General features: G+C 47.4%; 26 protein-coding genes. 10 read left to right on the top strand and 16 right to left on the bottom strand.

All coding sequences use genetic code 11. From position 1 onward, the window contains the following. Positions 1-146: 146 nt before the first annotated feature. From MTO69_RS02895 to csdA, 4 genes are all read left to right on the top strand, one after another. Complete coding sequence (locus tag MTO69_RS02895) at positions 147-893, top strand: outer membrane protein OmpK (protein WP_248330969.1); 747 nt, start codon at positions 147-149, stop codon at positions 891-893. A gap of 116 nt (positions 894-1,009) precedes the next feature. After that, the gene (gene panE, locus MTO69_RS02890; RefSeq protein ID WP_248334286.1) at positions 1,010-1,900 is read left to right on the top strand and encodes a 2-dehydropantoate 2-reductase; all 891 of its coding nucleotides are present in this window, start codon (positions 1,010-1,012) and stop codon (positions 1,898-1,900) included. Continuing rightward, positions 1,897-2,496 (top strand): DJ-1 family glyoxalase III, encoded by a 600-nt coding sequence (locus tag MTO69_RS02885; RefSeq protein ID WP_248330967.1) that lies wholly within the window; start codon positions 1,897-1,899, stop codon positions 2,494-2,496. The genes panE and MTO69_RS02885 overlap by 4 nt, the downstream gene beginning before the upstream one ends. After that, positions 2,496-3,707, top strand: coding sequence for a cysteine desulfurase CsdA (gene csdA / locus MTO69_RS02880; protein WP_248330965.1), 1,212 nt, complete (start codon positions 2,496-2,498; stop codon positions 3,705-3,707). The genes MTO69_RS02885 and csdA overlap by 1 nt, the downstream gene beginning before the upstream one ends. A 251-nt stretch (positions 3,708-3,958) precedes the next feature. Here the strand turns inward: csdA and radA are convergent, their stop codons facing one another. Continuing rightward, positions 3,959-5,338 carry a DNA repair protein RadA gene (radA, locus tag MTO69_RS02875; RefSeq protein ID WP_248330963.1) on the bottom strand — a complete coding sequence of 460 codons (1,380 nt, stop codon included), beginning with the start codon at positions 5,336-5,338 and terminating at the stop codon, positions 3,959-3,961. Positions 5,339-5,489: 151 nt separating this feature from the next. Here radA and MTO69_RS02870 point away from each other — a divergent pair, with 151 nt between their 5' ends. After that, positions 5,490-7,838 carry a PilZ domain-containing protein gene (locus MTO69_RS02870; RefSeq protein WP_248334272.1) on the top strand — a complete coding sequence of 783 codons (2,349 nt, stop codon included), beginning with the start codon at positions 5,490-5,492 and terminating at the stop codon, positions 7,836-7,838. 38 nt (positions 7,839-7,876) lie between these two features. Here MTO69_RS02870 and serB read toward each other — a convergent pair whose 3' ends face one another. After that, the gene (gene serB / locus MTO69_RS02865) at positions 7,877-8,857 is read right to left on the bottom strand and encodes a phosphoserine phosphatase (RefSeq protein ID WP_248330961.1); all 981 of its coding nucleotides are present in this window, start codon (positions 8,855-8,857) and stop codon (positions 7,877-7,879) included. A 107-nt stretch (positions 8,858-8,964) separates the two neighbouring features. Between serB and MTO69_RS02860 the strand changes: the two genes are divergently transcribed. Together MTO69_RS02860 and MTO69_RS02855 are read left to right on the top strand one after the other, a co-directional pair. Continuing rightward, complete coding sequence (locus MTO69_RS02860; RefSeq protein ID WP_248330959.1) at positions 8,965-9,570, top strand: YtjB family periplasmic protein; 606 nt, start codon at positions 8,965-8,967, stop codon at positions 9,568-9,570. Continuing rightward, complete coding sequence (locus MTO69_RS02855; protein WP_248330958.1) at positions 9,563-9,736, top strand: hypothetical protein; 174 nt, start codon at positions 9,563-9,565, stop codon at positions 9,734-9,736. Before MTO69_RS02860 ends, MTO69_RS02855 begins: the two co-directional genes overlap by 8 nt. A 156-nt stretch (positions 9,737-9,892) precedes the next feature. Here MTO69_RS02855 and deoD read toward each other — a convergent pair whose 3' ends face one another. From deoD to MTO69_RS02805, 10 genes are all read right to left on the bottom strand, one after another. After that, positions 9,893-10,612 carry a purine-nucleoside phosphorylase gene (deoD, locus tag MTO69_RS02850; RefSeq protein WP_248330956.1) on the bottom strand — a complete coding sequence of 240 codons (720 nt, stop codon included), beginning with the start codon at positions 10,610-10,612 and terminating at the stop codon, positions 9,893-9,895. Positions 10,613-10,681: 69 nt separating this feature from the next. Continuing rightward, the gene (locus tag MTO69_RS02845) at positions 10,682-11,902 is read right to left on the bottom strand and encodes a phosphopentomutase (RefSeq protein ID WP_248330954.1); all 1,221 of its coding nucleotides are present in this window, start codon (positions 11,900-11,902) and stop codon (positions 10,682-10,684) included. A gap of 201 nt (positions 11,903-12,103) precedes the next feature. Further along, positions 12,104-13,432: a thymidine phosphorylase gene (deoA, locus tag MTO69_RS02840; RefSeq protein WP_248330952.1), complete on the bottom strand. Its 1,329-nt coding sequence runs from the start codon at positions 13,430-13,432 to the stop codon at positions 12,104-12,106. A gap of 224 nt (positions 13,433-13,656) precedes the next feature. After that, complete coding sequence (gene deoC, locus MTO69_RS02835) at positions 13,657-14,433, bottom strand: deoxyribose-phosphate aldolase (protein WP_248330950.1); 777 nt, start codon at positions 14,431-14,433, stop codon at positions 13,657-13,659. A 259-nt stretch (positions 14,434-14,692) separates the two neighbouring features. Next, positions 14,693-14,863 carry a XapX domain-containing protein gene (locus MTO69_RS02830; RefSeq protein WP_176288543.1) on the bottom strand — a complete coding sequence of 57 codons (171 nt, stop codon included), beginning with the start codon at positions 14,861-14,863 and terminating at the stop codon, positions 14,693-14,695. A 410-nt stretch (positions 14,864-15,273) separates the two neighbouring features. Then, positions 15,274-16,536, bottom strand: coding sequence for a NupC/NupG family nucleoside CNT transporter (locus MTO69_RS02825; protein ID WP_248330948.1), 1,263 nt, complete (start codon positions 16,534-16,536; stop codon positions 15,274-15,276). 204 nt (positions 16,537-16,740) lie between these two features. Further along, positions 16,741-17,514, bottom strand: coding sequence for a TatD family hydrolase (locus tag MTO69_RS02820; protein WP_248330946.1), 774 nt, complete (start codon positions 17,512-17,514; stop codon positions 16,741-16,743). Further along, a complete protein-coding gene (locus MTO69_RS02815; RefSeq protein WP_248330944.1) occupies positions 17,514-17,654 on the bottom strand; it encodes a hypothetical protein in 141 nt (46 codons plus the stop codon). The genes MTO69_RS02820 and MTO69_RS02815 overlap by 1 nt, the downstream gene beginning before the upstream one ends. Before the next feature lie 19 nt (positions 17,655-17,673). Next, positions 17,674-18,447, bottom strand: a complete 774-nt coding sequence (gene yaaA, locus MTO69_RS02810) for a peroxide stress protein YaaA (protein WP_248330942.1) — start codon at positions 18,445-18,447, stop codon at positions 17,674-17,676. Positions 18,448-18,544: 97 nt separating this feature from the next. Further along, positions 18,545-19,975, bottom strand: coding sequence for an alanine/glycine:cation symporter family protein (locus tag MTO69_RS02805; protein WP_248330940.1), 1,431 nt, complete (start codon positions 19,973-19,975; stop codon positions 18,545-18,547). A gap of 693 nt (positions 19,976-20,668) precedes the next feature. Here MTO69_RS02805 and MTO69_RS02800 point away from each other — a divergent pair. Further along, positions 20,669-20,851, top strand: a complete 183-nt coding sequence (locus tag MTO69_RS02800) for a DUF3545 family protein (protein WP_248330938.1) — start codon at positions 20,669-20,671, stop codon at positions 20,849-20,851. A 42-nt stretch (positions 20,852-20,893) separates the two neighbouring features. Here the strand turns inward: MTO69_RS02800 and MTO69_RS02795 are convergent, their stop codons facing one another. The 3 genes from MTO69_RS02795 to nfo all read right to left on the bottom strand — a co-directional run bounded on the left by MTO69_RS02795 (position 20,894) and on the right by nfo (position 23,352). Next, on the bottom strand, positions 20,894-21,445 hold the full coding sequence (locus MTO69_RS02795; RefSeq protein ID WP_248330936.1) for a hemerythrin domain-containing protein: 552 nt from the start codon (positions 21,443-21,445) through the stop codon (positions 20,894-20,896). 99 nt (positions 21,446-21,544) lie between these two features. Continuing rightward, entirely contained in the window at positions 21,545-22,225 is a 681-nt protein-coding gene (ung, locus tag MTO69_RS02790) for a uracil-DNA glycosylase (protein WP_248330934.1), read from the bottom strand. Positions 22,226-22,461: 236 nt separating this feature from the next. Continuing rightward, complete coding sequence (gene nfo / locus MTO69_RS02785; protein ID WP_248330931.1) at positions 22,462-23,352, bottom strand: deoxyribonuclease IV; 891 nt, start codon at positions 23,350-23,352, stop codon at positions 22,462-22,464. A gap of 322 nt (positions 23,353-23,674) precedes the next feature. Here nfo and grcA point away from each other — a divergent pair, with 322 nt between their 5' ends. Beyond that, entirely contained in the window at positions 23,675-24,052 is a 378-nt protein-coding gene (grcA, locus tag MTO69_RS02780) for an autonomous glycyl radical cofactor GrcA (RefSeq protein ID WP_248330929.1), read from the top strand. 118 nt (positions 24,053-24,170) lie between these two features. After that, positions 24,171-25,031 (top strand): LysR family transcriptional regulator, encoded by an 861-nt coding sequence (locus MTO69_RS02775; protein ID WP_248330927.1) that lies wholly within the window; start codon positions 24,171-24,173, stop codon positions 25,029-25,031. Here the strand turns inward: MTO69_RS02775 and MTO69_RS02770 are convergent. Then, the gene (locus MTO69_RS02770) at positions 24,967-25,746 is read right to left on the bottom strand and encodes a TSUP family transporter (RefSeq protein WP_248330925.1); all 780 of its coding nucleotides are present in this window, start codon (positions 25,744-25,746) and stop codon (positions 24,967-24,969) included. The genes MTO69_RS02775 and MTO69_RS02770 overlap by 65 nt on opposite strands. Positions 25,747-25,758: the final 12 nt, after the last annotated feature.

Genomic DNA, 25,758 nt, shown 5'->3' with positions numbered 1-25,758 from the left:
CCTGTTTTATGTTTTTTTACACGTGTTGCACATGGCTTTTGAGATTTTTATCGATATTATGCGCATCAGCAAAGCCCAGCACAGACTGAGCAACCAAACAAATATCTGATGAATATTTAAGCTAACAAACATAGAGAGTTTCCATTATGCGTAAATCACTTTTAGCTCTTGGCGTTATTGCAGCGGCTGCTGCTATCCCAGCACAAGCAGAGTATCTATATGGCTTCGGCGGCATGTACCTTGACTACCAAAACTGGGATCACGGTACAGGCAAGTCACAAGACAACTTCGGCGGCGATCTTAAGAGTCGCAACAAAGCGGTACTAGGCATTGAGGGTGGCGCAGGCTTTGACTGGGGCCAAATTTACGGTTTCTACGATTATGAAGGTGTTGATAGTGCTTCAGACAAGCGTGGTGCTTCGGCGAAAGGTACGATTCACTACAACCTAATGGACACCAAAGTTAGCCTTTACGCTCAAGTTTACAATACAAACGGCGTTAATTTTAACGAACAGAACCGCGTACTTGGTCTAGGCTATACAGGTCTACAAGGCGACGGTTGGGCATTCACACCATTCATCGGTGTTCACGAAATTAGCCAAGGTTCAATTAACGGTGCCAACGGTGGTATGGCTGGTTGGGTTGGTTTTTACAACACCGAACTGGCAGGCCAAAGCTTCACATTCTCCACTTGGGGTGAGTACGAGTTTGGTCGCAACGAAGAGTACACTGCAGCTCAAGGTGGCAAGACAGGCTGGAACGGCAGCGTAAACGCAATGTGGAACGTAACTAAAGACTGGTCTACTGGCGTACTGTACCGCTTTACTGAAAACAAATTAGGTATCAAAGGCTACGGCGATATCCTAATCTACCGCGTGAACTACAAGTTCTAATAGAACTTGCAAACAAAGAAACCCCAAATGGCACCTTACTACTAAGGTGCCATTTTTATTTGCTTTCTATTTTTATCGTCTTATCCTCTTTGCCAAACCCACTGACTTACGAACAGATGAATATTGTCGTTCTTGGCCCCGGCGCTATTGGCTCTCTTTGGGCCTCTCATTTATACAGTTCCGGACATTCTGTCTCAGTCTGGTCGCGACACAGCAGCCCAACCATGTCGCTCCAACTGGAAGAGAACCCACCCGTTTACTTTAACAATAACTCCCTCGACGCTTTATCTCGAGCAGATCTGCTATTGGTGACATTAAAGGCTCCTCAAGTCGTCTCAAGCTTACAAAGCCTAGTGGGAAAACTTGCTAGCGAAACGATTATTGTACTGATGCACAACGGCATGGGCACGGCTGAACAGATAGCGCAACGCTTTGCTAATAACCCACTGATCGTGGCGACCACCACCCACGGCGCGCTAAGAGAGTCGCAGGGTAAAGTGCGTCACACAGGGCACGGTAACACTGAGCTTGGCGGCTATAATCAGGCGGGCAAACGCTGCTCGTTTGTCGCCGAGGTGTTTCAGCACAGCTTGCCGCAAGCAAAATGGAATCCTGATATTCTTAGCGCCTTGTGGAATAAACTCGCGATTAACTGTGCTATTAACCCGCTTAGCGCCATTCATCAAGTTCCCAATGGTTCGCTAGCTGAGCCCCAACACGCGGCTACCTTGCAAGCTGTCATTCGAGAAGTCACCTTAGTTATGCAGGCAGAAGGCCTGAGCACCAATGAAGAACAGCTCACTCACTCTGTCGCTAAGGTCATACAAGCAACAGCAAAAAACCTGTCGTCAATGAATCAGGATATTGTTCATCAACGCCAAAGCGAGATAGACTTTATCACCGGGTATCTCATCGAAACAGCCCAGAAACACGGCATCGCAACGCCTGTCAATCTCGAGCTCTACCAAGCAGTCAAAAACATCGAACAAGGTTGGAAGCAATCATGACAAAGAAAGTCCTCGTCCCTATCGCACCTGGCACCGAAGAGATGGAAGCGGTCACTATCATCGACATGATGGTCAGAGCTGGCTATGAAACGGTTGTCGCCAGTGCCGACTTTAATGGTCAACTGACAATGAAAGCCTCTCGAGGGGTAACGTTAACTGCGGACTGCAAGTTAGTGGATATTGCCGATGATGAGTTTGATGCGGTGATCCTTCCTGGCGGTGTGCAAGGCGCTGAAACTTTCCGAGACAGTACCGTGCTGGTGGAGATTGTTCGCCAACAAATGTACGAAGGCAAACTGGTTGCCGCCATCTGTGCCGCGCCAGCGCTGGTGCTTGCTCACCATGGCCTTTACTCAGACGCGCTAATGACTTGTCATCCCAGTTTTGAAAGCCACATCCCGGCCAAAAACTGGCGGGTAAAACGTGTGACCTATGACGTCAACCACAACCTGTTAACCAGCCAAGGGCCCGGAACCGCTTTAGAATTTGCGATGGAAGTGATTATCAACCTTTCCGGCAAAGCGCATGCCTGGACCGTTGCAGAGCCCATGGTGACTATTCCAACCTTGCAATACCACAAACTCGGTGATGAATAATGTTTGATGCCAAACACATCGCAGCTCAGTTCCCTGCGCTTCAACAGCAAGTCAATGGCCAAAGACTGGTCTACCTTGACAGCGCGGCCACGACACAGAAACCGCAATGCGTTATCGATGCCCTCTCTCATTACTATCAGCAGCAAAATGCCAACGTGCATCGCGGCAGCCACAGTCTCACGGCTCATGCCACCAGCGAGTTTGAACGCGCGCGAGAAACGGTAACTGAGTTTATCGGTGCTCAATCAAGCAAAGAGATTATCTGGACGCGCGGCGCAACCGAAGCGCTGAATCTTATCGCCCAAACCTATGCACGCAATCTGTTGCGACCCGGCGATGAGATCCTAGTGGGTGAAATGGAGCACCACGCGAATGTCGTTCCTTGGCAAATTGTCGCAGAGCAAACTGGGGCGAAGGTAGTAAAGATCCCAATGACTCAAGAGTGCCAATTTGACCTTGCCAGCTTTAATCGCTTACTCACTGATAAATGTAAGATCGTTGCTTTGGCCCATATCACCAATGTCACCGGCACTCGCCAACCGGTTGAAGAGGTGATTGCCAGCGCACATAAGCTCGGAGCCGTTGTTGTGGTCGATGGCGCGCAAGGTATCGTGCATGAGCCCGTTGATGTTACCCAGCTCAATGCCGATTTCTACGTATTCTCTGGCCACAAGCTCTACGCGCCGGCAGGAGTTGGCGTGCTGTATGGCAAACAAGCGCTGCTAGAAGCCATGCCTCCATGGCACGGTGGTGGCAAAATGGTCGAGAAAGTCTCTTTTGCTGGCACGACGTTTGGCGAACTACCAGGCAAGTTCGAAGCGGGCACACCAAACGTTGCCGGCGCTATCGCCCTAATGAAAGCGATTCAATGGTATCAAGGGTTGGATCAACACGCGCTAGCAACGCATATTCATCAACTGGTAGAAAAAACTAAAACAGCGCTTGAGCAGTTGGATGACGTTCGCATTCTCGGCTATCAACCCAACGCTTCGGTGATCTCATTTGTTATCGACGGCGTCCATCATCAAGATGTTGCCACTCTGCTTGATCAGCAAGGTATCGCCGTCAGAGCAGGAAACCACTGTGCTCACCCACTGATGGATGCGCTAGGCGTAACAGGCACCATTCGCGCCTCATTCGCCGCTTACAATACAATCGAAGATGTAGAAAGTTTGGTAGCTGCGGTCGAGAAAGCCGTGGATATGTTGTAGCGAGTGGCGAGTGGCGAGTGGCGAGTGGCGAGTGGCGAGTGGCGAGTGGCGAGTGGCGAGAAAACCTTGGAAGGGTTGACAATACATTTCAACCCTTTTCTTTGAAATTCAGAAAATTAAGCCTAAATATCATCCAGCTTTGCCTGCAACTTTCGACTCGCTCATCAAAAGCCCCTATCTAAGGACGAAGTCCGATCTCGGAGCGAAGCGTTCTAGATTCTCGCAGGGCGAAGCCCGCTCTCTAACTTCTATTAAAGCTCATCAAACGCCTCAATCGCCTCACTTAGCTTCTTAACGCCATGTATCTGCATGCCAGCAATACCACCTTTGGGCATATTGGCGGCAGGGACAATTGCCTTTTTAAAGCCGTGTTTAAACGCCTCATTTAGGCGCTCTTGGCCACTGGGTACCGGGCGAATTTCTCCCGCAAGGCCCACTTCACCAAACACCACCACATCTTTAGGCAATGGCCTATCGCGAAAACTCGACAAAAGGGCCATCACTAAGGCTAAATCTGCGCTGGTCTCCGTTACCTTAACGCCACCCACCACATTGACGAACACATCCTGGTCTGCCATCTGCAAACCACCGTGTTTGTGTAACACTGCCAATAGTAACGACAATCGGTTTTGCTCCAAACCCACCGCAACCCGGCGTGGGTTAGCCAGTTGTGAATAATCGACCAAAGCTTGAATCTCTACCAGCAATGGCCTTGTTCCCTCCCATACCACCATCACCGAGCTGCCAGAGGTTTCTTCTTCGCCGCGTGATAAGAAAATCGCTGAAGGGTTGCTCACTTCTTTGAGTCCCTGCCCAGTCATGGCAAACACACCTAACTCGTTTACGGCGCCAAAGCGGTTCTTATGACTGCGCAAGGTTCTAAATCGGCTGTCGGTTCCACCGTCGAGCAGCACCGAACAGTCAATGATGTGCTCTAACACTTTCGGTCCTGCAAGCGTGCCATCTTTGGTCACATGGCCAACGATAAACACCGCTACATTATTCTGCTTTGCATAGCGAGTTAGCGCGGTGGCCGACTCACGCACTTGCGCGACACTGCCAGGGGAAGACTGAACATCAGCCACGTGCATAACCTGAATCGAGTCAATCACCATAATACGGGGCTGCTCTTTCTCAGCAATTTGGCAAATGCGGTCGACATTGGTCTCCGAGAGCATCTTGAGATTATCTTTCGGCAGTCCGAGCCTTGAAGCGCGCATCGCCACCTGTTGCAGAGACTCTTCACCAGTGACATAAAGGGTCGGCATTTGCGAAGCCAAGTAACACATAGTCTGCAGCAGCAATGTCGATTTACCCGCACCAGGGTTACCGCCGATTAGAATGGCTGCGCCCGGCACCACCCCGCCACCGAGCACGCGGTCTAACTCTTTAAAACCACTGGTAAAGCGCGGCACCTCTTGCAGGTCTATCTCAGACAGTACTTGCACCTGCGCTTCATTGCTCGCCCCCGCATACCCAGAGAGTCGCTCATTACGCGCCACTGTCGGCGACGCAGCGAGACGAACTTCACTGATGGTATTCCACGCCCCACAGGCGTTGCACTGCCCTTGCCAACGGGGAAAATCTGCGCCGCAGTCATTACACACGTACGCTCGTTTCGCTTTTGCCATGTCACCTCAGACTAATAAATTGTTTAATTGTGAGCCAAACTACACCTTGATGTGTTTGTGCCACTGTAGAGACTTGATTCGCTGTAACATATCATTAAAGATCTTTATATCAAGGTCGATATGTTGAGTAATGGACACTCTAACAAAAAATATGCAGCAAGCAGAAATACTCTCACTGGCGGAGCGGCTAATTCCCGCTTACCACGCGCAAGATTTTGATTATCTCCTCGGTCAAATGACAGAGGGCGAGCCACCATCGGTCAAAATACTGGTCAAGATGGAGCTCAACCGCATTATGGCGCCATGTACTAAGCCGATTGACTTACGGGGCCGCGTTAAAGGAGAGTGTCGCGAATATGAGCTCGACGGCATCAAACATTGGTTAGATGACGTCGCCTTCAATGCCTACCATAAGAACACCCGTAAGTTCGGCGGCTATACCGAAGGGGTATGGGAAGCCCTGTGTAACACCCACAATAACTTTCGTGTCATGCAAAAGCGTGGCAAACCATTAGGCTCCGAAGTCAACCCCAACAGCACCGGTGGACTCGATGTCGAACCGATTAATCTCGGCTACGACCTCAAAAGGCGAGAAAACCGCCTTAAACTCAGCTCGCAAATAGAACTGCAACTCGCTAATGGCCAAGTTATCCATGGCGTAACGGTTGATCTTTCACCAAGCGGCGCTAAGTTCAAAGTCCCCTCTTCGTTTAATTACAAGCTCGGTGAAGTGATTGAGGTCAAACTGGTTGAGCTCAGTAAAACGGTCGAGCTTGAAGGCATTCACGAAGCGATTCCTTACCGTATTGTCGGCATCGATGAGTCGTATGAAAACGATGCGGTTAAGTTTCTGCGCTTGTTAAAGCTCGACTCAAGCAATCTCATTGAGTTGGTGATCGCGCATGTATTGAGCAGCGATAATCAAAAAGCACGACACGACAATCAGGATAAGATCATTCGTGCTCGCTCACGAGGGTTTGAGCATACCTATCTCAAACACACCTGTAATCTGCCGGTGTTTTTTAGTGGTGATGAGCTCAAGCTCGCCCTGATGACAGAAAACAACTTGCCGATTTGGCAATATTGGCACGATGAGCGTAATCAACAAGCGCTGAGTAGCCTATTTCACGCACAACGCATGGCGCAGCTTACCGCTCCGGGTATGCGTGGCAGTAACAACGTGATCTACTCGTTTACCCACGAGCACAAAGATAAAACGCTGTTTTTCTCAATGATGATGCCAGAAGCGACTCGCGAGCAGCGTCAACTGTTCTGGCATATCGGTGCAAAAAAAGAGAGTTGGAAAGCGTTTCGTCTATCGGTATTTGAGCTCTCGGCCGAAGAGCGCCAGGCATTAGCTGAGCATGCTAATGAGCTCAACCTCGAAACCGATAGCCTTACCCATTGCGGCATATTGCAAGAAATTGCCGATCTATCCAGTCGCCAAGACTACCTATTGACTGATAAGCCGCGTCTGGCGAGTAGCGAACTCAATCGCTTCCGACATGCTCGAAACCCAGAGAGTAACCCTGCCTGTATCTATTTCGATGCTCAATCTCGACGCAAAGAGCCACGTTATCAATTCAAGTCTCCGGTGGTTCTGTCGCAGAGTAACGGCGCTGTATTTGAAGGATTTAGTTTAGATATCTCAAAGCACGGCATCAGCCTCGCGCTGTCAAACCCGTGCTCGTTAAAAGCCGGCGATCACTGCAGCCTAAATTTCAAAGAGTTGCAGCTTTATGATAAAAAACTGCCGCTGAATGAAGTGCCTTATACTGTAGTGCGGATTAGTCCTAGTGGTAAGCAGCTACAATTAGCGATTGTCGAAGAGAGCCAAAATATGCGCACTATCGCTTTCTTCGGTAAGCTTATCGACCACAATCAGGACAAACTGATCGCCAAAAAAGAGCTGTTACCGAGCAACGAACTGTTGGAAGGATTGCATGACATCTTGCTGGATAAAATGGTCAGTTCGCCACTCTACGTCGAGAAAAAAGCCGGCGGTCTGAGGCCGAAAGCGATTGGGGTCAACTATCCGCTCAAGCCGTACTTGGCAATTTTGGCCAAATTGGGCGATGAGAAAAATTTCTCGTTAGCACCTATTTATAAAGGGCGAACCAATACGCTGTTAGCCCAGCCAATGAAGCGCATTCAGGGGGCAATGCCCCAATACCATGAACTATATTTAACAGCGATCAAGTTTGGCACCCGTATTCAATCGGTTGAAACCAAACTCAGTACCGATTTTGAAAGCCTGAAAGAGCGGCTGCTGTTTGTTAAGAAAGCGCAAGCGATGGGCGAGTTTTATGCCATTCGCATCTGTAGTGCGCCGGTTTTTGACCCCATCACCGCACTAGTGCGAAAAGACCTCAATGAGTTGACACAAATCAGTATGCATCAGGCACGAAGCTTAGAGAAAGAGATGATGAGCATTGTCGGCTACGGGGAGTTGACCGACATTACAGAAGAGGTGCTTATCCGCTTAGAACTGACCCGTTAACCGAAAAAAGAAGCGAGGCCTTGGCCTCGCTTTTGCTATCATGCTAAGGGTTTGAGACTGACTCGCTTCTGCTTGACCAGTAGCGCAGAGAGAACACAGATGATCCCGCCCAGCCCGGCGTATCGGACCGCACTTTGCGCCGCTTGCTCGACTTTCGGTTTCGCATGATACGCTATCCCAAGACCGGCTGCTTTCATCATCACTAAGTCATTGGCGCCATCACCCACGGCAATAGTGTTGTGAGGCTCAATGTCAAATTGCTCTGCCAGTTGGACCAAAATATCCGCTTTGGTCTGCGCGCACACCACATCACCCAATACTTTTCCGGTCAATTTACCCTCAACGATTTCTAACTGATTTGACTGAGCATGGTCCAAGCCGAGTAACTGTTGCAGATGATCAGAAAAATAAGTAAAGCCGCCTGAGGCGATTGCGGTTTTCCAACCAAATCGCTGCAGCGTTGCAATTAACTCCGGCAAGTCGGGCATCAGAGGTAGCACATTACGTACTTGCTGCAAAATCGACTCATCCGCACCGGCTAACTTACCCACGCGTTGACGCAAGCTTTGTTCGAAGTCGAGCTCACCTTGCATCGCCCGTTCGGTGACTTCCGCCACCTCCTCGCCGACGCCTGCCAGTTTTGCAATCTCATCAATACATTCAATTTGAATAGCCGTGGAGTCCATATCGAGCACAATTAAACCTGGCTTTGAAAGCTCAGGCACATCATTAAGAGAGGAATAATCGAGCTCAAGCGCTTGCAAAATCTCTTCATGTTGCTCGGTAAGCTCGCCAGCCATCAGTGCCACTTCATAATCACCGACTTTCCATACATCAACGATGGCGTTGTACTCACCCACATAGAAGTCGATATCTTCAAATTGACTTGGGCAGAGGTAGTGACCGTAAACCACCCATCCAGCCGCTGCCTTGTCGAACTGAGTGGCTAAGCGCGTTTCTGGTAAACGGTTAGTAAGGGGAATGTGTTTGCGTATTGAAAGGGTCTTTAACGTATCCATGTTGGGCAATTCCTAAAAAATCTCTCAACACGTTAACCTATTGCAATTTATCAACGCAAGTCTCAATATGCACTTAGGTATAATTAAACTCTCTATTAGGTGGGAAAATGGACTCATCGCTGTTTTCGTTTCGTATCGCCATCAAGGTATTGGGTACACTGTGCTTAATTGCTATGGTGGCCACGATTGCCATCAATAGTGTCAAGATCACTAAGGGTAACGAACAGATTCAAGCCAACCAGTTAGAGACCCTCACCGATATTCTGATCTCACAAGCTTCGCTCTCTGCCAGTGACCTTATCGTTGCTCAAGATCAGGAGCAGTTGTTAAAGCTCACGAATCAGTTAGCACAAGATAACCTCGTGGTTGATGCTACTATCTATGACGCCGAAGGCGTTAAGCTCGCCGCCAGTGACAACGGAAAAACGGTACGTGAGATGCTTGGCTTAGATACACCACTGCAAACCGCTCGTATCGGAAAACAGCAGCTCGTTGAGCCCGTCATTCGAGACAATACCGTGATTGGTTTTGTACGCATTACCTTTGAAACCGGCAAGTTGACGGCATTTTCAGACCACTACTACCGCAAAAGTGACCGCTACATGTACACCATGGTCGGGCTAAGCTTTGTGGCCGGCGTATTGATTGCCTTGATTTTTAGACGCAAACCCACCAAACGCAAAGGCGAAAACCTTTTGCTTAAGGATGTCTAGAAGCGAGAAGCGAGAAGCGAGAAGCGAGAAGCGAGAAGCGAGAAGCGAGAAGCGAGAAGCGAGAAGCGAGAAGCGAGAAGCGAGAAGCGAGAAGCGAGAAGCGAGAAGCGAGAAGCGAGAAGCGAGAAGCGAGAAGCGAGAAGCGAGAAGCGAGAAAATCTTGTAAGGCTTGACCGTATACGTCAAGCCTTTTCTTTTAAATTCAAACAATTAAACTTAAACATTCGCCAGTACTGCCGGCAACTTTCGACTCGCTCATCAAAAGCCCCTCTCGAAGGGCGCAGCCCGGTCTAATTTCTCGCAGGACGAAGCCCGTTCTCAACTACTCAGCATCACCGAGAAGAACAGAGTCAAGCGCGATCACCATCATATCGTTAAAGGTGGTTTGACGCTCATCAGACGTCGTTTGCTCACCCGTCTTAATGTGGTCAGATACGGTACAGATAGTCAGTGCTTTAGCACCGTACTCGGCACACACACCGTAGATACCCGCCGCTTCCATCTCAACACCAACAATGCCGTATTTGTCCATTACATCAAACATCTCTGGATCAGGCGTGTAGAACAGCTCGGCTGAGAATAGGTTACCTACTTTGACTTCAATGCCGCGCGCTTTTGCTGCATCTTCAGCTGCACGTACCATTTTGTAGTCAGCGATAGCAGCAAAGTCATGACCTTTAAAACGGATACGGTTCACTTTTGAGTCTGTACATGCACCCATACCGATGACCACATCGCGAACTTTGATGTCTTCGCTTACCGCACCACAGCTACCGACACGAATGATCTTTTTCACACCAAAGTCTTTAATAAGCTCGGTGGCGTAAATCGAACAAGATGGAATACCCATACCATGTCCCATCACTGATACTTTGCGACCTTTATAGGTGCCAGTGAAACCGCACATATTACGTACGTCACATACTTGAACCACATCTTCCAAAAACGTTTCTGCAATGTATTTTGCACGTAGTGGGTCACCAGGCATTAATACGACGTCTGCAAATGCGCCCATTTCTGCGTTGATATGTGGAGTTGCCATGATTCTATGTCCTTAGTTAGTAATAACAAAAGAATAGAGGGACAAGCCCTCTATTGGAATAAGTGGTGATTACAAAAAGTTCTTACCGTAATCCATTGGTGAAGTACCAAAGTAGCTTGCCAGAGTCTGGCCAATGTCAGCAAAGCTGTCTCGCAAGCCAAGTGAGCCTGCTGGTACTTTTTTACCGTATACAATGACTGGGATATGTTCGCGAGTATGATCAGTACCAGGCCAAGTAGGGTCACAACCATGGTCTGCGGTCAGGATCAGCAAGTCGTCGTCTTGCATCATCTCCATCACCTCATGAATACGACCATCAAAGTACTCTAACGCGGCAGCGTAACCCGCAACGTCGCGGCGGTGGCCGTAAGCTGAGTCGAAATCAACAAAGTTGGTGAATACGATCGTATTGTCACCGGCTTCTTTGATGGCATCTTTTGTGGCCTCAAATAGGGCAGGAATGCCTGTTGCTTTGGTTTTCTTGGTGATACCACAGCCAGCGTAAATATCAGAGATCTTACCAATTGAATGGACTTCACCGTCCTTCTCATCAACTAGCTTCTGCAGAATCGTTGCTGATGGTGGCTCAACAGATAAGTCACGACGGTTACCAGTACGTTCAAACTGGCCTTTACCTGGGCCAATGAATGGACGAGCGATAACACGGCCAATGTTGTAATCTTCAAGCTCTTCACGAGCGATTTGGCATAGCTCTAATAAGCGGTCTAAACCGAATGTCTCTTCATGACACGCAATTTGGAATACTGAGTCAGCCGAGGTGTAGAAGATTGGCAGGCCTGTCTTCATGTGTTCTTCACCCAGGTTGTCTAGGATCTCGGTACCAGAAGAGTGGCAGTTACCTAGGAAGCCATCTAGACCTGCACGCTCAAGAATGCGATCGGTGAGCGCTTTCGGGAAGCTATTCTCTTTGTCGGTAAAGTAGCCCCAATCAAACAGAACCGGAACACCCGCGATTTCCCAGTGACCAGAAGGGGTGTCTTTACCAGAAGATAGCTCTGCTGCGTGACCGTATGCGCCAATGATTTCTGCATCCGCATCCAGACCCGGTGCAAAGTTACCTGTTGACTCTTTGTGAGCCATTGCAAGACCAAGCTTAGATAGATTTGGTAAGCGAAGTGGACCGCTGCGCTCAGCGTTATCCGCCAACCCTTTCTCACACTGCTCGGCAATATGACCTAAGGTGTCAGAACCCACATCACCAAACTTATCAGCATCGGCAGTCGCACCAATACCGAATGAGTCTAAGACTAAAATAAATGCTCTTTTCATTGCTCTCTTCCTCTGATTGGTCGAGAGCAAACACTCAAATCGACCAATCTAATTTTAATAATTCAACTCAAAATAGTTGGACTTGCAGCACGGCAACAAGCAAGCGAACCCCCTAAGCATAGCTCGTCTATGTGACTGGGACGGCCGGCGTTCCGGTGAGCGAGTGCAGTTAACGCCGCTGCAAGTTCAAATATGAAAAGTTTAGATGTCTTCAGCGCGAATCTGACGATACACCTCTGGCGTTGGTGTGTACTCACCACCGATGACGATCGCTTTTTTCAATGCTTCTGCCGCTTCCTGCCACTGCGCTTCACTGCGAGCGTGAATCACTGCAAGAGGCTTATCATTTGAAGCTTCTTCACCTAGGCGGATAAACTGGTCAAAACCCACGGCGTAGTCGATGGTGTCTGTCGCGACACGGCGACCACCACCCATAGCAACCACTGCCATACCAATCGCACGTGTATCCATCGCGGACACCACGCCAGATTCGTCAGCAAATACTGGCTTCACAACCTCCGCTTTCTCTAGGTAGTTATCGTAGTTTTCAACGAAATCCGCAGGGCCACCAAGGCCTGCCACCATCTTACCAAAGCACTCAGCAGCCTTGCCGTTATCCAGCACTTGCATCAACTTGGCACGCGCATCTTCAGTATTGTCAGCTAGCTTGCCTAGTACCAACATTTCTGCACATGACGCCATGGTCACTTCGAGAAGACGAGGGTTACGGTATTCACCGGTCAAGAACTGAACCGCTTCACGCACCTCCAGTGCGTTACCCGCAGATGATGCAAGTACTTGGTTCATATCGGTAAGAATGGCCGTTGTTTTGGTACCTGCACCATTGGCAACCGCGACAATCGACTTAGCGAGCTCTTCTGACGCTTCGTAAGTTGGCATAAACGCGCCTGAACCTACTTTTACGTCCATGACTAGAGACTCAAGGCCTGCAGCCAGTTTTTTCGACAGGATTGATGCTGTGATAAGCGAGATATTATCGACTGTCGCCGTGATGTCACGGGTGGCGTACACCCGCTTATCTGCTGGAGCAAGGTCGCCAGTTTGACCGATAATGGCGACGCCTGCGTCTTTAGTCACATCACCAAACACTTCGTTGGTTGGTGTGATGTTGTAGCCAGGGATTGACTCTAGCTTGTCGAGCGTACCACCAGTATGGCCAAGACCACGACCTGAGATCATTGGAACAAAACCACCACATGCTGCGACCATAGGGCCAAGCATCAATGACGTTACGTCACCCACACCACCGGTTGAGTGTTTATCCACGATAGGGCCACCAAACTGTTTGTGGCTCCAGTCAATCACCATACCTGAATCACGCATTGCACAAGTGAGTGCGATGCGCTCTGGCATAGTCATTTCATTAAAGAAAATCGCCATGGCAAAGGCCGCAATCTGGCCTTCAGAAACGCTGTTATCCGCCACGCCTTGAATGAAGAAGTTGATTTCTTCAGCGGTCAACACTTCGCCATCACGTTTTTTACGAATGATTTCTTGAGGTAAATACATTAGGTCCTCCCACGCTGTAGCAAGCGATGGTTATAAGGTAAAGAGGTAATGTGGAGTGCCTTGTGGACACTCCACCAAACAGACTTTGTTTTTGTCTACTCTCAAACTATTTGGCATTGCAGCTAGGCGACTAGGAAGTTCAGTCCTATGAGCATAGAGGCTCTATGTGATTAGGATGAACTTACGCAGTCAACAACGCTGCGGCGTCAAATAGGAAGAGAAAATTAGTAAGCTGCTGGATCGGCAGTCTCGTCCGTTACTTCTAATGTATTCAGTAGGTTAGTCAAAAGGCTTGATGCGCCAAAACGGTAGTGACGAGCATCTACCCAGTTGTCACCTAGAATGTCATCTGCCATTGCTAGGTAAGCGGCTGCATCTTCAGCGGTACGTACGCCACCAGCGGGTTTGAAACCAACAGTTTCTGCTACGCCCATGTCACGAATCACTTCTAACATCATACGAGCGTATTCTGGTGTTGCGTTTACCGGCACTTTACCCGTTGAGGTTTTGATGAAATCAGCCCCTGCTTTGATGCAGATCTCTGAGGCTTTCTTAATGAGTGCTTCTTCTTTCAGCTCACCGGTTTCGATGATAACTTTAAGCAGAATATCACCACATGCTTGTTTACATTGCTTAACAAGCTCAAAGCCCACCTCTTCATTACCAGCCATCAGAGCGCGGTATGGGAACACCACGTCGACTTCATCTGCGCCATAATTGACGGCTGCTTTGGTCTCAGCAACAGCGATTTCGATGTCGTCGTTACCGTGTGGGAAGTTAGTTACAGTCGCAATGCGAATGTCTGGTGTACCTTGCTCACGAAGTGTCTTCTTAGCAATAGGAATAAAGCGAGGGTAAATACAGATCGCAGCTGTGTTACCTACTGCTGATTTTGCGTCATGACATAGTGAAATAACTTTCGCGTCAGTGTCGTCATCATTCAGCGTAGTTAGGTCCATAAGTTTTAGTGCACGTAGTGCTGCTGCTTTTAAATCGCTCATTTCTATCTCCGATCAATATTCAAAAAAGTTACGGTTCTGAGCTCATGCCCAGAACGGCAGTCATTAATGAACGGACTTGGTTCCCTGAAGACTCGGCATATACAGCGAAAATATGCCAATTGCTATCCTTGTCACCGCACAGTACCAGTTTGGTCTATGGCACAACAATCTGCGATTGCGGTGTCTAACGTATACTAGCAACGCCCATAATTTGAAGCGTTGCCACTCTCGATAACGTTACTCCATGTATTCGTTATCGCTAGCTAAAAAACTTTTCAATAATCCATTGATAAGTTATGCCACCTAAGTAAACACCAACTATGCCCATAATCCCAGACAACACGGGAGGGGCTGGTATGGGTAACTTGATAGCGGAAAACAGGACTCCAACGACAAAACCCGCTAAGGTTGCGAGGATAACTTCATTCATGAGTTTTACCCTACTTTCTATAGTTATATACAGTATAGATATTTATCGCGGAACTGTAGTAGCTCATAGAGCGCAAACGGTTTGTATCTCAAAAAAGATTCTGCTTAACGTTTGCCCAGCTTACTCAACTGTTCAATCCGTTATGAATCTTGTTGTCCGAACTCTGTCCAGACCCATCAAACAAAGCGATGTGCATAGCAGGCTATGTTTGACTCTTTCTTAGTCATTTGTTCGCTAACAAGGCAACGAGAATATGAGTCCCCATGAATTTAGTGTTGCTAAATGATTGGGGCGAGTATTCGCAGTTAACCCAGTTAGCGGGCAAAACACGACGAAAAAGCCCCGTAGCACACAAAGTGTGACTACGGGGCTTTATAAAACGGCGTCTATATAATCTTTCGCTTAGTCAATTAGAAAGATAGGAAGAAGCCAGCGATTGTCGCCGCCATTAGGTTAGATAGCGTACCTGCTGCTACCGCCTTGATACCCATACGAGCGATATCGTGACGACGGTTTGGCGCAAGACCACCTAGACCACCTAGTAGAATCGCGATAGAAGAAAGGTTTGCGAAACCACATAGAGCGAACGAGATAATTGCTGCTGTCTTAGTAGACATAACTTCACCTGTTGCTGGTACAACTTGTGCTGCATCACCAACGTAAGGTACGAAGTTTAGGTAAGCTACGAATTCGTTAACAACCAGTTTCTGACCGATGAACGAGCCAGCTAGCGTTGCTTCTTCCCATGGCACACCAATTAGGAATGCTAGAGGAGCAAATACGTAACCAAGAATGATTTCTAGAGTAAGTTCTGGCATACCGAACCAACCGCCAACGCCACCTAGGATACCGTTGATAAGAGCGATTAGACCGATGAATGCAAGTAGCATTGCACCAACGTTTAGTGCTAGTTGTAGACCAACTGATGCACCGCCTGCTGCTGCGTCGATAACGTTAGCTGGCTTGTCGTCGCCGCCGTCGATATCCGCACCTAGATCTTCTTCTGGAGTATCTGTTTCAGGCTTGATGATTTTAGCGAACAGTAGACCACCTGGTGCTGCCATGAATGATGCAGCTACAAGGTACTCTAGAGGTACACCCATAGAAGCGTAACCGGCTAGTACACCACCAGCAACAGACGCTAGACCACCACACATTACTGCAAATAGCTCAGATTGAGTCATTTTAGGAACAAACGGACGAACCACTAGAGGTGCTTCTGTTTGACCTACGAAGATGTTAGCTGCTGCAGACATTGACTCGGCACGTGAAGTACCTAGTGCTTTTTGTAGACCGCCACCAAGAATCTTGATAACCCACTGCATCACACCGATGTAGTAAAGTACAGAAATTAGCGCAGAGAAGAAGATTAGCGTTGGTAGTACTTGGAAAGCAAAGATGAAACCGATACCGTCAACTGAGAAGTTAACTAGGCTGCCGAATAGGAAACCAGTACCGTCTTTACCGTAGTCGATAACGTTTTGTACACCAGCTGAGAAACCAGCTAGAAGGTCACGACCCCATGGTACGTACAGAACGAAACCACCGATGATGAATTGGATAGCAAATGCGCCACCCACAGTTCTTAGATTGATAGCTTTGCGGTTATCAGACAGTAGTAATGCAATTCCTAGCAATACTGCCATACCGACTAGGCTCATAAACAGGCTCATAGTTTATGACTTCCTTATATGTTATTTGTTGGCGTGTTACAAAATGGAGCTCAAAAGCAGGCGCAATTATACTCATCCGTCCATTGATAAAGTAATGCCGTCCTCACAGTTTCTAATAAGATTCATCATGTGTTCACCCATTTACGTGAACAAGATCACCATTCCAGCCACCTATAATCATCAGATGAACAATTTATTTCGAAATTATTCACAAATGCTGAAGACAAAATTGCTATTTTTCCAAACGATTTCAGCAATCGTTTGCTCTGGTAATCCTTTCAAGCTTGCGAGGCAAGCCAAGATTTGACCTATCATCTTGGGATGATTCGCCTTGCCCTGATGACCATTTAATGGCATGTCTGGAGCGTCCGTCTCCAGCACGAGATGTTCGACAGGCAACTGCGCAATAGCCTGACGGGTTTTATTGGCTCTTGGGTAGGTGATCACACCTCCAACACCAATATAAAAACCGCACTCGATAAACTGCATGGCTTGCTGATAACTTCCAGAAAAACCATGCAATATGCCACCATATTTGAACTGCTTTTGCTTAAGAAGTTGGAGCAAGCGATTATGGGTTTTACGACTGTGTAAGATGAGTGGCAGCTTAAACTCGGTGGCGATGTCGACTTGTTGCACGAATATTCGCTCTTGCAGATCCATGTCCACCTCTATCACCGCGTCCAAGCCACACTCCCCTACTGCAACACACAAACCGTCTTGCCGTTCTAATAGTAGACGCAATTCGGTAAAATGGCGCTCACTTGCGTTATTTAAAAACAGCGGGTGCATGCCGAGGCCGTAGTAAAGTCCAGAATGCTGCTGAGCAAGAGTGGTAATTTTGGTCCAATTTGACGGACCGATAGCCGGCAATACAATCCGCTCTACGGCCTGTTGCCGCGCAGTATAAAGATGCTGTTCGAACTCGGTAGAGAAACAGTCGAAATCGAGGTGGCAGTGGGTATCAAAAAGGCGCATTACTTTTGCGCCTTTTTTTCACTAGAGGGAGTATGATCTGAGCGATAGGGAACACAACTGCGCTTGTGCTCTGGCGTCAATCCCAATGACAAACACCAAGCGTCATAGCGAGCAATAAGCAGTCTCAACCACTTCATCATTATCTCCTCAATCAGAGCCTTATTGCTCTTCTCGTTTGAACACCAACTCTGTAGGCGTCGATTCTTGCTCAACAAAGTAGTAACCGGCGATATCAAACTTGGTTAAGTCTGCCACGCTTTCAATCCGGTTTTCGATAATGTAACGCGCCATCATGCCTCGAGCTTTCTTGGCATAGAAGCTAATCACCTTGTATTGGCCATTCTTACAATCTTTGAATACCGGCGTGATCACTTGAGCATCGAGCGCTTTAGGTTTTACCGCTTTGAAATACTCATTCGATGCCAGATTAATCAGCACATTATCGCCTTGCGCTGCGATCGCTTCATTCAACTTATCAGTGATGACATTGCCCCAAAACTGGTACAAGTTTGATCCTTTGTCATTAGCTAACTTGGTCCCCATTTCCAGGCGATAAGGTTGCATCAGGTCGAGGGGTTTCAGCAGTCCGTATAGGCCAGAAAGCATGCGTAAATGGTCTTGGGCATAGTCGAAATCGGCGTCACTGAGTGACTGTGCATCAAGACCAGTATAGACATCGCCTTTGAACGCTAGGATCGCTTGGCGGGCATTTTCTGTGGTGAACTCTTCGCTCCACTCTTGAAAACGTCCGACATTAAGGTCGGCAATCTTATCACTCACTTTCATCAAGCTGGCCACGTCCGCTGGGGTCAGCTTACGACAGACATCGATCAACTGTTTCGAGTACTCTATCAGCTCAGGCTGAGTATGCTTCTCGGTCGCCAGTGGTGATTCATAATCTAAGGTTTTCGCTGGGGATACGACAACTAACATGACTTTACTCTATCTATTGGATTTATATTTATAGGTTACAAAAAAAGCCGTGCAATGTCTGCACGGCTTTTTGAATCATTGCGATAGCGAATAACAATCAGTTTTTGTCGCTTTGATCCCAGATGCCATCTTCTAGCTGTGATTTTAGCTCAGGGAAGTCATTGGCATCGAAGGTGGGTACCTTGCCTTGATCAAGCTGGTGGTTATAGTCTTTCGCCAGTTTAATCACAATACCAGACAACAGCAGAATCGCCACCAAGTTGACCAGTGCCATTAAACCCATTGAGACGTCAGCCAAAGCCCAGACAACCGGTAACGAGGCAACCGCGCCAAACATCACCATACCCAGTACGATAATACGGAACAAGCCAAGACCTGCCTTGTGATTGTGCTCAAGGAAGATAAGGTTGGTTTCAGCGTACGAGTAGTTAGCAATAATTGAGGTGAAAGCGAAGAAGAAGATCGCCACCGCGACAAAGATGCCACCCCAATCACCGACTTGAGAGCTCAACGCAGACTGAGTCAGTTCGATACCGGTAATTTCACCGTGAGGCACGTATTCACCCGACATCAGGATAATCGCCACCGTAGCCGAACAGATCACAATAGTATCCATAAACACACCAAGCATTTGCACATAACCTTGTGATGCTGGGTGTGGTGGATAAGGTGTTGCTGACGCCGCGGCATTAGGCGCAGAACCCATACCGGCTTCGTTCGAGAACAAACCACGCTTGATACCATTGATCATCGCTTGAGCAATAGCGTAGCCCAAACCACCCGCTGCCGCCTCTTGCAAACCGAAGGCGCTCTTGAAGATCAGAGTCAATATCGCTGGCAGTTTCTCAAGGTTTGAGAACATGACAAAGAAAGCGAGCAGTAAGTATGCAAGCGCCATGATTGGAACAATAAGTTCAGCCACCTTCGCAATTCGCTTAATACCGCCGAAAATAACTACGGAAGAGAGCAGTACCACCGCAATGCCAACGTAGGTTGAATCCCAACCAAATGCATTGTTCATCGCGTTTGCAATTGAGTTTGCCTGTACCGCATTGAAAACCAGCCCGAATGCAATGATCAAGAATACTGAGAACAGTACCCCCATCCAACGCATACCAAGACCTTTTTCCATGTAATAAGCAGGACCACCGCGATAGTTACCATCATCATCTTTGGTCTTGTACAGCTGAGCCAGTGTACTTTCTGCGAACGATGTGGCCATACCCAACATCGCGATTAGCCACATCCAAAAGATAGCACCAGGGCCACCAGCAGTCAGAGCCACAGCCACACCAGCCATGTTACCTGTACCGACACGAGCAGCCAGGCTGGTACAAAGTGCTTGGAAAGAAGAGATACCGGCATTGTCTGATTTACGGCTGTTCTTTAATACGGAGAACATATGGCCAAAGTGACGGAATTGGATAAAGCCCAAACGGACTGTAAAGTAGATCCCAACACCGACTAGTAGATAAACAAGAATCGACCCCCAAAGTAGGTCATTCATTAAGTTAATTAAATCTGTCATAGCTTCCTCATAGTGAGTGTTCGCTGACCTTTGCTTCCCAGCCATCTATCTAACTGCCCAACAAGTGTCAATTATTGGTGTAATGTTGGTTTTGTCGTAATTGCAGTTTAGACCTGTAAAGTGCGCTTCGTGCTTCCATTTAACGTGTCAGCGTTTTTTGACGGGCGGATAATGCAGCTAAGAAGAACAAAAATCAATATGCACAACACTGCTTATTATTGTTATTTTTCACTGAATCATCACCTTAAATTAACACAAAACAGCACACAAAACCAACAAAAACAAAACAGACCAACAATATAACTGCAACATTTGACGTCAAACAAAACAGAATGTTTCAGGTTGTTATACTTTAGCCAGATACCTTAAAGCTAAAGGCAATTCACCGTACGGTAAATGTCGGCATGTTTCGTGGCGTGACGACATTCAAGATAGCATCGCAAAATGACTGACTGACCGCCTAGGCTCACAGCCTTTTAACAATTGCTGTTGACAGATTTCGTGATTCCCAGCGAATCAATCGAGCAAAAAACAACCTAACCAAGGGCGAAGTTTTGTGAACCTCTCGCACACTCTGAGTAAAAACTTCATTGAAACGTAACAAATGAGAAACGAATCAAGGTTACTTTTCTTCTATCTATGGTATTTAAAAAATGCCTTGTGAGAGGTATAAAAATCATAAAGAGGTCGCTTATGGAAGGCTTAAACTTTGAAGAAATTTTTGAACAGGACTTTCCTAAAGGAAGAGGAAGTCGCTCAAAACCCGTTAAACGAAAGTGGCGTGAAATAGAAGCAATAAAGGACCGGCAGCGTCTGCAAAAAGAGCTGATGGACATGGATATCGGCTTTAATGATTTAGACAAAGTAGAGTATTAAAAAAAGAGGCTTCATTGCCTCTTTTTTGTTGTCAGCACAAAGCTAACTGCATTCGTGTTCGGTTTGATGCACTCGATCTGCGAGTTGTTGGTACTGCTCAGCGATCGTCGCTCCGAATACAGGGTCATCTTCGCAGACACTCCATTGCTCTTCGACCGCTTGCCAATCTTTAACGGTGAATTTTTCGATCAAGTGTGGGAACACATTGCGCTCTTCTATTTCCAAATGTTTCTTCTGTGCATCCAGAAAAGCCTGCAGGTGTTCGATAAAAATATCTTGAGGAATCACCGCATCTTGCAGCACCATCTCAACCATATCTAGAAAAGCGTGGCTCTTTTCAGATAGTGTCTTGTGCTCTAATTCAAGATTGTCAATTTGCTGATTATGACCGTAATGCTCAAGGTAGTAGTGATAGAGAATATCTTCTTTAGGGTGGTGAACTTTTTCTGCATGGTTAGCTAAATAGTCAACCAGTTCACGCAAAACGCCGTAGTTGACTGGACGCTCGCTTTTTAACAGGTTGAGCTTATGTCGCAGCAGCGCGAGTAAACGCACCATATATCCATGCTCGCGGTGGATCCGTTCAATCATCATAGTGCTTCTCCTTAACACCCATTTTTTATCAGTGTATAAGAGAACGCCATGTTGCGCTTTGACCTTGTTCGAAAAACAGACAAATCGCGATTTATGCTGTTACAAAGTGACAGGCAGTTGCCACTCAATCGGGGTTTTCTGCTGTTCAACTAAATATCGATTAGTCTCAGAGAAGTGGCCACAGCCAAAGAAACCGCGGTGCGCCGAAAGTGGTGAAGGGTGAGGACCCGTTAATACGTGATGCTTGCTTCGGTCGATAAAGCGTCCCTTCTTCTGAGCGTGCGCGCCCCAGAGCAGAAACACTACTCCGTTCTGGTGCACATTAAGCGCTTCAATCACCTTATCAGTAAACGTTTCCCACCCCGCTTTTGCGTGAGAATGTGCTTTACCTTGCTCTACCGTCAATACCGTATTGAGCAGTAACACGCCCTGCTCGGCCCAGCTCTGCAAATAGCCATGCTGAGGGATTTCAAAACCGGCAATATCTTGTGCTAACTCTTTATAGATATTGACCAGTGACGGCGGCGTTTTGATACCGGGCAACACAGAGAAGCAGAGACCGTGTGCTTGGCCTTGGCCATGGTAAGGATCTTGGCCAAGAATCACCACTTTAACGTCGCTAAACTCGGTGGTTTTAAACGCATTGAACACGTCTTCGGCTGGCGGAAATACAACCTTACCTGAAGCACGCTCGCCTTCTACAAATGCCAGCGTTTGCTGAAAATAGTGCTGCTGTTTTTCAGCGCCAATGACGTCATGCCAAGTCAGTTGAGATCGCATCACCGATTCCTTCTACTTATCTATACGGCGCAATTGTCGCAAAATAAGCAGAAGGAACAAAGAGAAGATTAGTGCTTCTGTGGTGTACGGTGATGACCTTGACCGGTAATGTGGCGGTTTGGTGTTGGAAAACGCACCGGACGAGCGGCAGCATAAGAGAAAGAGTAAGGCATAATCACGCCCTCATAGCATTGAACACATCAATAGCTATGAAAGATTAATGCCAATTTCTCTTTCTATACCGTTTCTAAGCGGGCTTGATGGTGAAACGCTCTAAGCTGTTCGATTTCTTGCGACCAAATTTCCGGATCAATTGTCTCTAAAATCAGAGGGATATCGTCAAACCTTGCATCCTTTGCGATGTACTCAAAACAGGCCCAGCCGATCTCTCCTTGCCCCAACGAGTGATGCCTATCTACTTTGCCGCCTAAAGCAATTTTTGAATCATTTATGTGCATTGCCTTTAAATAGCGCATACCAACGACCTGCTCGAACTCGGCAAAGGTGGCTTCACAGGCCGCTGCACTGCGCAAGTCATAGCCAGCAGCAAAGGTATGGCAAGTGTCGAGGCAAACCCCAACTCTCGACTTGTCTTCGACCTGCTCAATGATTTCAGCAAGGTGTTCGAAGCGCCAGCCTAAATTAGTCCCTTGCCCTGCCGTGTTCTCTATGACTGCGATCACCTCAGGAACTGCCTGATGTGCGAGATTAATAGACTCAGCGATTCTGGCCAGACACGCTTTCTCAGAAATCTTCTTTAAATGACTCCCAGGATGAAAATTGAGTAGTGTTAAGCCGAGTTGGTGACACCGCTCCATTTCATCAATAAACGCTGCGCGCGATTTTTCGAGCTTCTCCTCTTCAGGCGCGCCTAAGTTAATTAGGTAGGAGTCATGGGGCAGAATCTGCTCTGGTGTGAAGCCCAGCATTTTGCAGTTAGCTTTAAAGGCGGAGATCGTTTTCTCTTCGAGCGGTTTAGCCACCCACTGACGTTGATTCTTGGTGAATAGCGCAAACGCGTTAGCGCCGATCTCGCGAGCTCTCAATGGCGCTTGATCAACGCCACCGGCAGCGGATACGTGAGCCCCAATTAACTTAGTTCCGAAGTTGCTTTTTATCATTGTCATTTAATCACTTTACACTTTCAGAATGGCGACCAATTTACAGGTACTTAGTAGACCAAGTTCAATTTTTCAGCTTATTTTGTAGTAAAATTACAACAAAGTAAGCATTTAAATATTTTTTATAGATTAAAATTTATTATAAGAGCATTGTTTTTAATGGTTTTATTGATTTAAAACAAGAAAATAACCACCACAAAAACAATGTTTTTAGTTGTTATTTGACATAAATCAATACTATCATAGAGGATATTCGCTATATAATACGTAGCTCAACAAAATTCGAAAGTTAACACCAATTAACCACTAAGTGGACTAGGAGATAGTAATGATCCAAGGTATCCAAATCACTAAAGCAGCAAACGACGATCTACTGAACTCAATCTGGCTACTAGACAGCGAGAAAAACGAAGCGCGCTGTGTTGCAGCAACGGCTGGTTTTGAAGCAGATCAAGTGGTCGCTATCGACGCACTAGGCGAATACGAAAGCCGCGAAGTCGCTATCGAAACAGCACCTCGCATCGAAGGTGGCCAACACCTAAACGTTAACGTTCTTAAGCGTGAAACTCTTGAAGATGCGGTTGCTAACCCTGAGAAATACCCTCAGCTCACTATCCGTGTTTCTGGCTACGCCGTTCGTTTTAACTCGCTAACGACTGAGCAGCAGCGCGACGTCATCGCTCGTACTTTCACTGAGTCGCTATAATTCTCAGTTGATTATTTGCAAAAGGCGCTCATTGAGCGCCTTTTTTGTATTTGGTCTAACCTATTTAACCGCGTGTAAGGTACATTAATCTCACGCAACCCTACACTGAGTCGATAACATGCTATTGGAAGGCATCGAAACCTTACTGGTTTTAAGTAAAGCAAAAACGATGAGCCGAACAGGCAGCCTACTTTACATAAGCCAGTCAGCTGTTAGCAAACGAATTGCTAATCTAGAGAGTAAACTTGGCAAAAAGTTAATCGTCCCAGATGGTCGAAATGTTCAGCTCACTCAGGATGCAATCAAACTTATTAACAGCATTGGTCCCGCTTTTAATGAACTTCAAGGATTAATTAACGATCAGCAAACCATGGCAGATCAAAGCCTATTGCGATTGGACTGCTCCGAAACCTTAGTTGCTGGTTATCTCTCTGCGATTATCGGCCGCCATTTCCAGCAAGATCCATACTTAACACTGACCACCAACCACACGCCAAGAATCGTGGAAAACGTTCAATCAGGTAAAGCGCACATTGGTGTTTGTGCCGGTCATATGCCAAAGCAGAGTCATCTGATGCAATTTCACTTACTGGATGAGCCATTTTCCATTGTGTTTCGCCATCAGCTTGAGGCGCTGCCAACAACGATCATCACTAATGATCTCAATAACCCCGCTAATAGCTACCAGCTTGAGATCTTAACCAGATTAAACATCACTCCCATTATGGAAATGGACTCCTATTCTGCGGCCGCACAGTTAGCCATTGAGGGAATCGCACCGGCATTGGTGCCAATATCCGTGATTAAGGCGATGAAGATCGAGCCAAAATACTGCTCGCACTTTGAACAGCTCACACCGCTATACCGCCCCATCCATATTTGCTGTCGAGGATCTTCGTATCAGAACCCGAGAATCAAATCAGTGATAACAGCCATTGCTGATGCTGTTCCCAAAGCAGCTTCAGTGCCATTAGCATAGACATGGTGATCACCAGAGGGCGAATCCATTTTTGTCCTTTCGTCACCACCACCTTTGCGCCTAATTGAGCACCAATAAATCCTCCTATCGCCATCACTAAGCCCAACTCCCAAACAGGTAAGCCCGCGATAACAAAGAACAGCAGCGCAGCAATATTAGAAGTGAAGTTAAGCACCTTGGTACGCGCGGTTGCATCCACCAGTGAGAAATGACCTAATGCGACAAAGCAAACCGTAAAGATGGAGCCTGTCCCCGGACCAAAAAAGCCGTCATAAAAACCGACACCACCACCAACACTGAACGCAAACATGGCTTCAGAGATCTTCGCTTCGCCAGAGTGCTGTTTGGTTCTAGGCATCAGCAGAAAGTAGAGCGAAATAGCAATCAGTAAAATCGGAATCAGGCTCGTCAGTACCCCCGCATCGATATACTGCACGGCCTCGGCACCAACCGCCGAACCAACAAAGGTACAGAGGATGGCAACACGCATCTCTTTAATACTGACGATGCCGTTACGCACGAAATACCAACTGGCTGAAAAGCTGCCAAATGAGCTTTGCAGCTTATTGGTCGCAAGAGCCTGGGTCGGCGGGACACCAGCAGCTAGAAGCGCTGGTAGCGTTAATAAGCCACCGCCACCAGCCATAGCGTCAATAAAGCCTGCAGCACTAGCAACAAAGAAAAGAATCGTCAGTATTTCTAGGGTAAGTTCCATTTTCTATCAATT

It is taken from the genome of Vibrio sinaloensis (assembly GCF_023195835.1).
GTDB lineage: Bacteria > Pseudomonadota > Gammaproteobacteria > Enterobacterales > Vibrionaceae > Vibrio > Vibrio sinaloensis_C.
This window is presented reverse-complemented; position numbering and strand designations above follow the sequence as displayed.

Coding starts and splice junctions, on each gene's coding strand:
- MTO69_RS02895 (WP_248330969.1), top strand. CDS start 147: ATGCGTAAATCACTTTTAGCTCTTGGCGTTATTGCAGCGGCTGCTGCT.
- panE (WP_248334286.1), top strand. CDS start 1,010: ATGAATATTGTCGTTCTTGGCCCCGGCGCTATTGGCTCTCTTTGGGCC.
- MTO69_RS02885 (WP_248330967.1), top strand. CDS start 1,897: ATGACAAAGAAAGTCCTCGTCCCTATCGCACCTGGCACCGAAGAGATG.
- csdA (WP_248330965.1), top strand. CDS start 2,496: ATGTTTGATGCCAAACACATCGCAGCTCAGTTCCCTGCGCTTCAACAG.
- radA (WP_248330963.1), bottom strand. CDS start 5,338: ATGGCAAAAGCGAAACGAGCGTACGTGTGTAATGACTGCGGCGCAGAT.
- MTO69_RS02870 (WP_248334272.1), top strand. CDS start 5,490: ATGCAGCAAGCAGAAATACTCTCACTGGCGGAGCGGCTAATTCCCGCT.
- serB (WP_248330961.1), bottom strand. CDS start 8,857: ATGGATACGTTAAAGACCCTTTCAATACGCAAACACATTCCCCTTACT.
- MTO69_RS02860 (WP_248330959.1), top strand. CDS start 8,965: ATGGACTCATCGCTGTTTTCGTTTCGTATCGCCATCAAGGTATTGGGT.
- MTO69_RS02855 (WP_248330958.1), top strand. CDS start 9,563: ATGTCTAGAAGCGAGAAGCGAGAAGCGAGAAGCGAGAAGCGAGAAGCG.
- deoD (WP_248330956.1), bottom strand. CDS start 10,612: ATGGCAACTCCACATATCAACGCAGAAATGGGCGCATTTGCAGACGTC.
- MTO69_RS02845 (WP_248330954.1), bottom strand. CDS start 11,902: ATGAAAAGAGCATTTATTTTAGTCTTAGACTCATTCGGTATTGGTGCG.
- deoA (WP_248330952.1), bottom strand. CDS start 13,432: ATGTATTTACCTCAAGAAATCATTCGTAAAAAACGTGATGGCGAAGTG.
- deoC (WP_248330950.1), bottom strand. CDS start 14,433: ATGAGCGATTTAAAAGCAGCAGCACTACGTGCACTAAAACTTATGGAC.
- MTO69_RS02830 (WP_176288543.1), bottom strand. CDS start 14,863: ATGAATGAAGTTATCCTCGCAACCTTAGCGGGTTTTGTCGTTGGAGTC.
- MTO69_RS02825 (WP_248330948.1), bottom strand. CDS start 16,536: ATGAGCCTGTTTATGAGCCTAGTCGGTATGGCAGTATTGCTAGGAATT.
- MTO69_RS02820 (WP_248330946.1), bottom strand. CDS start 17,514: ATGCGCCTTTTTGATACCCACTGCCACCTCGATTTCGACTGTTTCTCT.
- MTO69_RS02815 (WP_248330944.1), bottom strand. CDS start 17,654: ATGATGAAGTGGTTGAGACTGCTTATTGCTCGCTATGACGCTTGGTGT.
- yaaA (WP_248330942.1), bottom strand. CDS start 18,447: ATGTTAGTTGTCGTATCCCCAGCGAAAACCTTAGATTATGAATCACCA.
- MTO69_RS02805 (WP_248330940.1), bottom strand. CDS start 19,975: ATGACAGATTTAATTAACTTAATGAATGACCTACTTTGGGGGTCGATT.
- MTO69_RS02800 (WP_248330938.1), top strand. CDS start 20,669: ATGGAAGGCTTAAACTTTGAAGAAATTTTTGAACAGGACTTTCCTAAA.
- MTO69_RS02795 (WP_248330936.1), bottom strand. CDS start 21,445: ATGATGATTGAACGGATCCACCGCGAGCATGGATATATGGTGCGTTTA.
- ung (WP_248330934.1), bottom strand. CDS start 22,225: ATGCGATCTCAACTGACTTGGCATGACGTCATTGGCGCTGAAAAACAG.
- nfo (WP_248330931.1), bottom strand. CDS start 23,352: ATGACAATGATAAAAAGCAACTTCGGAACTAAGTTAATTGGGGCTCAC.
- grcA (WP_248330929.1), top strand. CDS start 23,675: ATGATCCAAGGTATCCAAATCACTAAAGCAGCAAACGACGATCTACTG.
- MTO69_RS02775 (WP_248330927.1), top strand. CDS start 24,171: ATGCTATTGGAAGGCATCGAAACCTTACTGGTTTTAAGTAAAGCAAAA.
- MTO69_RS02770 (WP_248330925.1), bottom strand. CDS start 25,746: ATGGAACTTACCCTAGAAATACTGACGATTCTTTTCTTTGTTGCTAGT.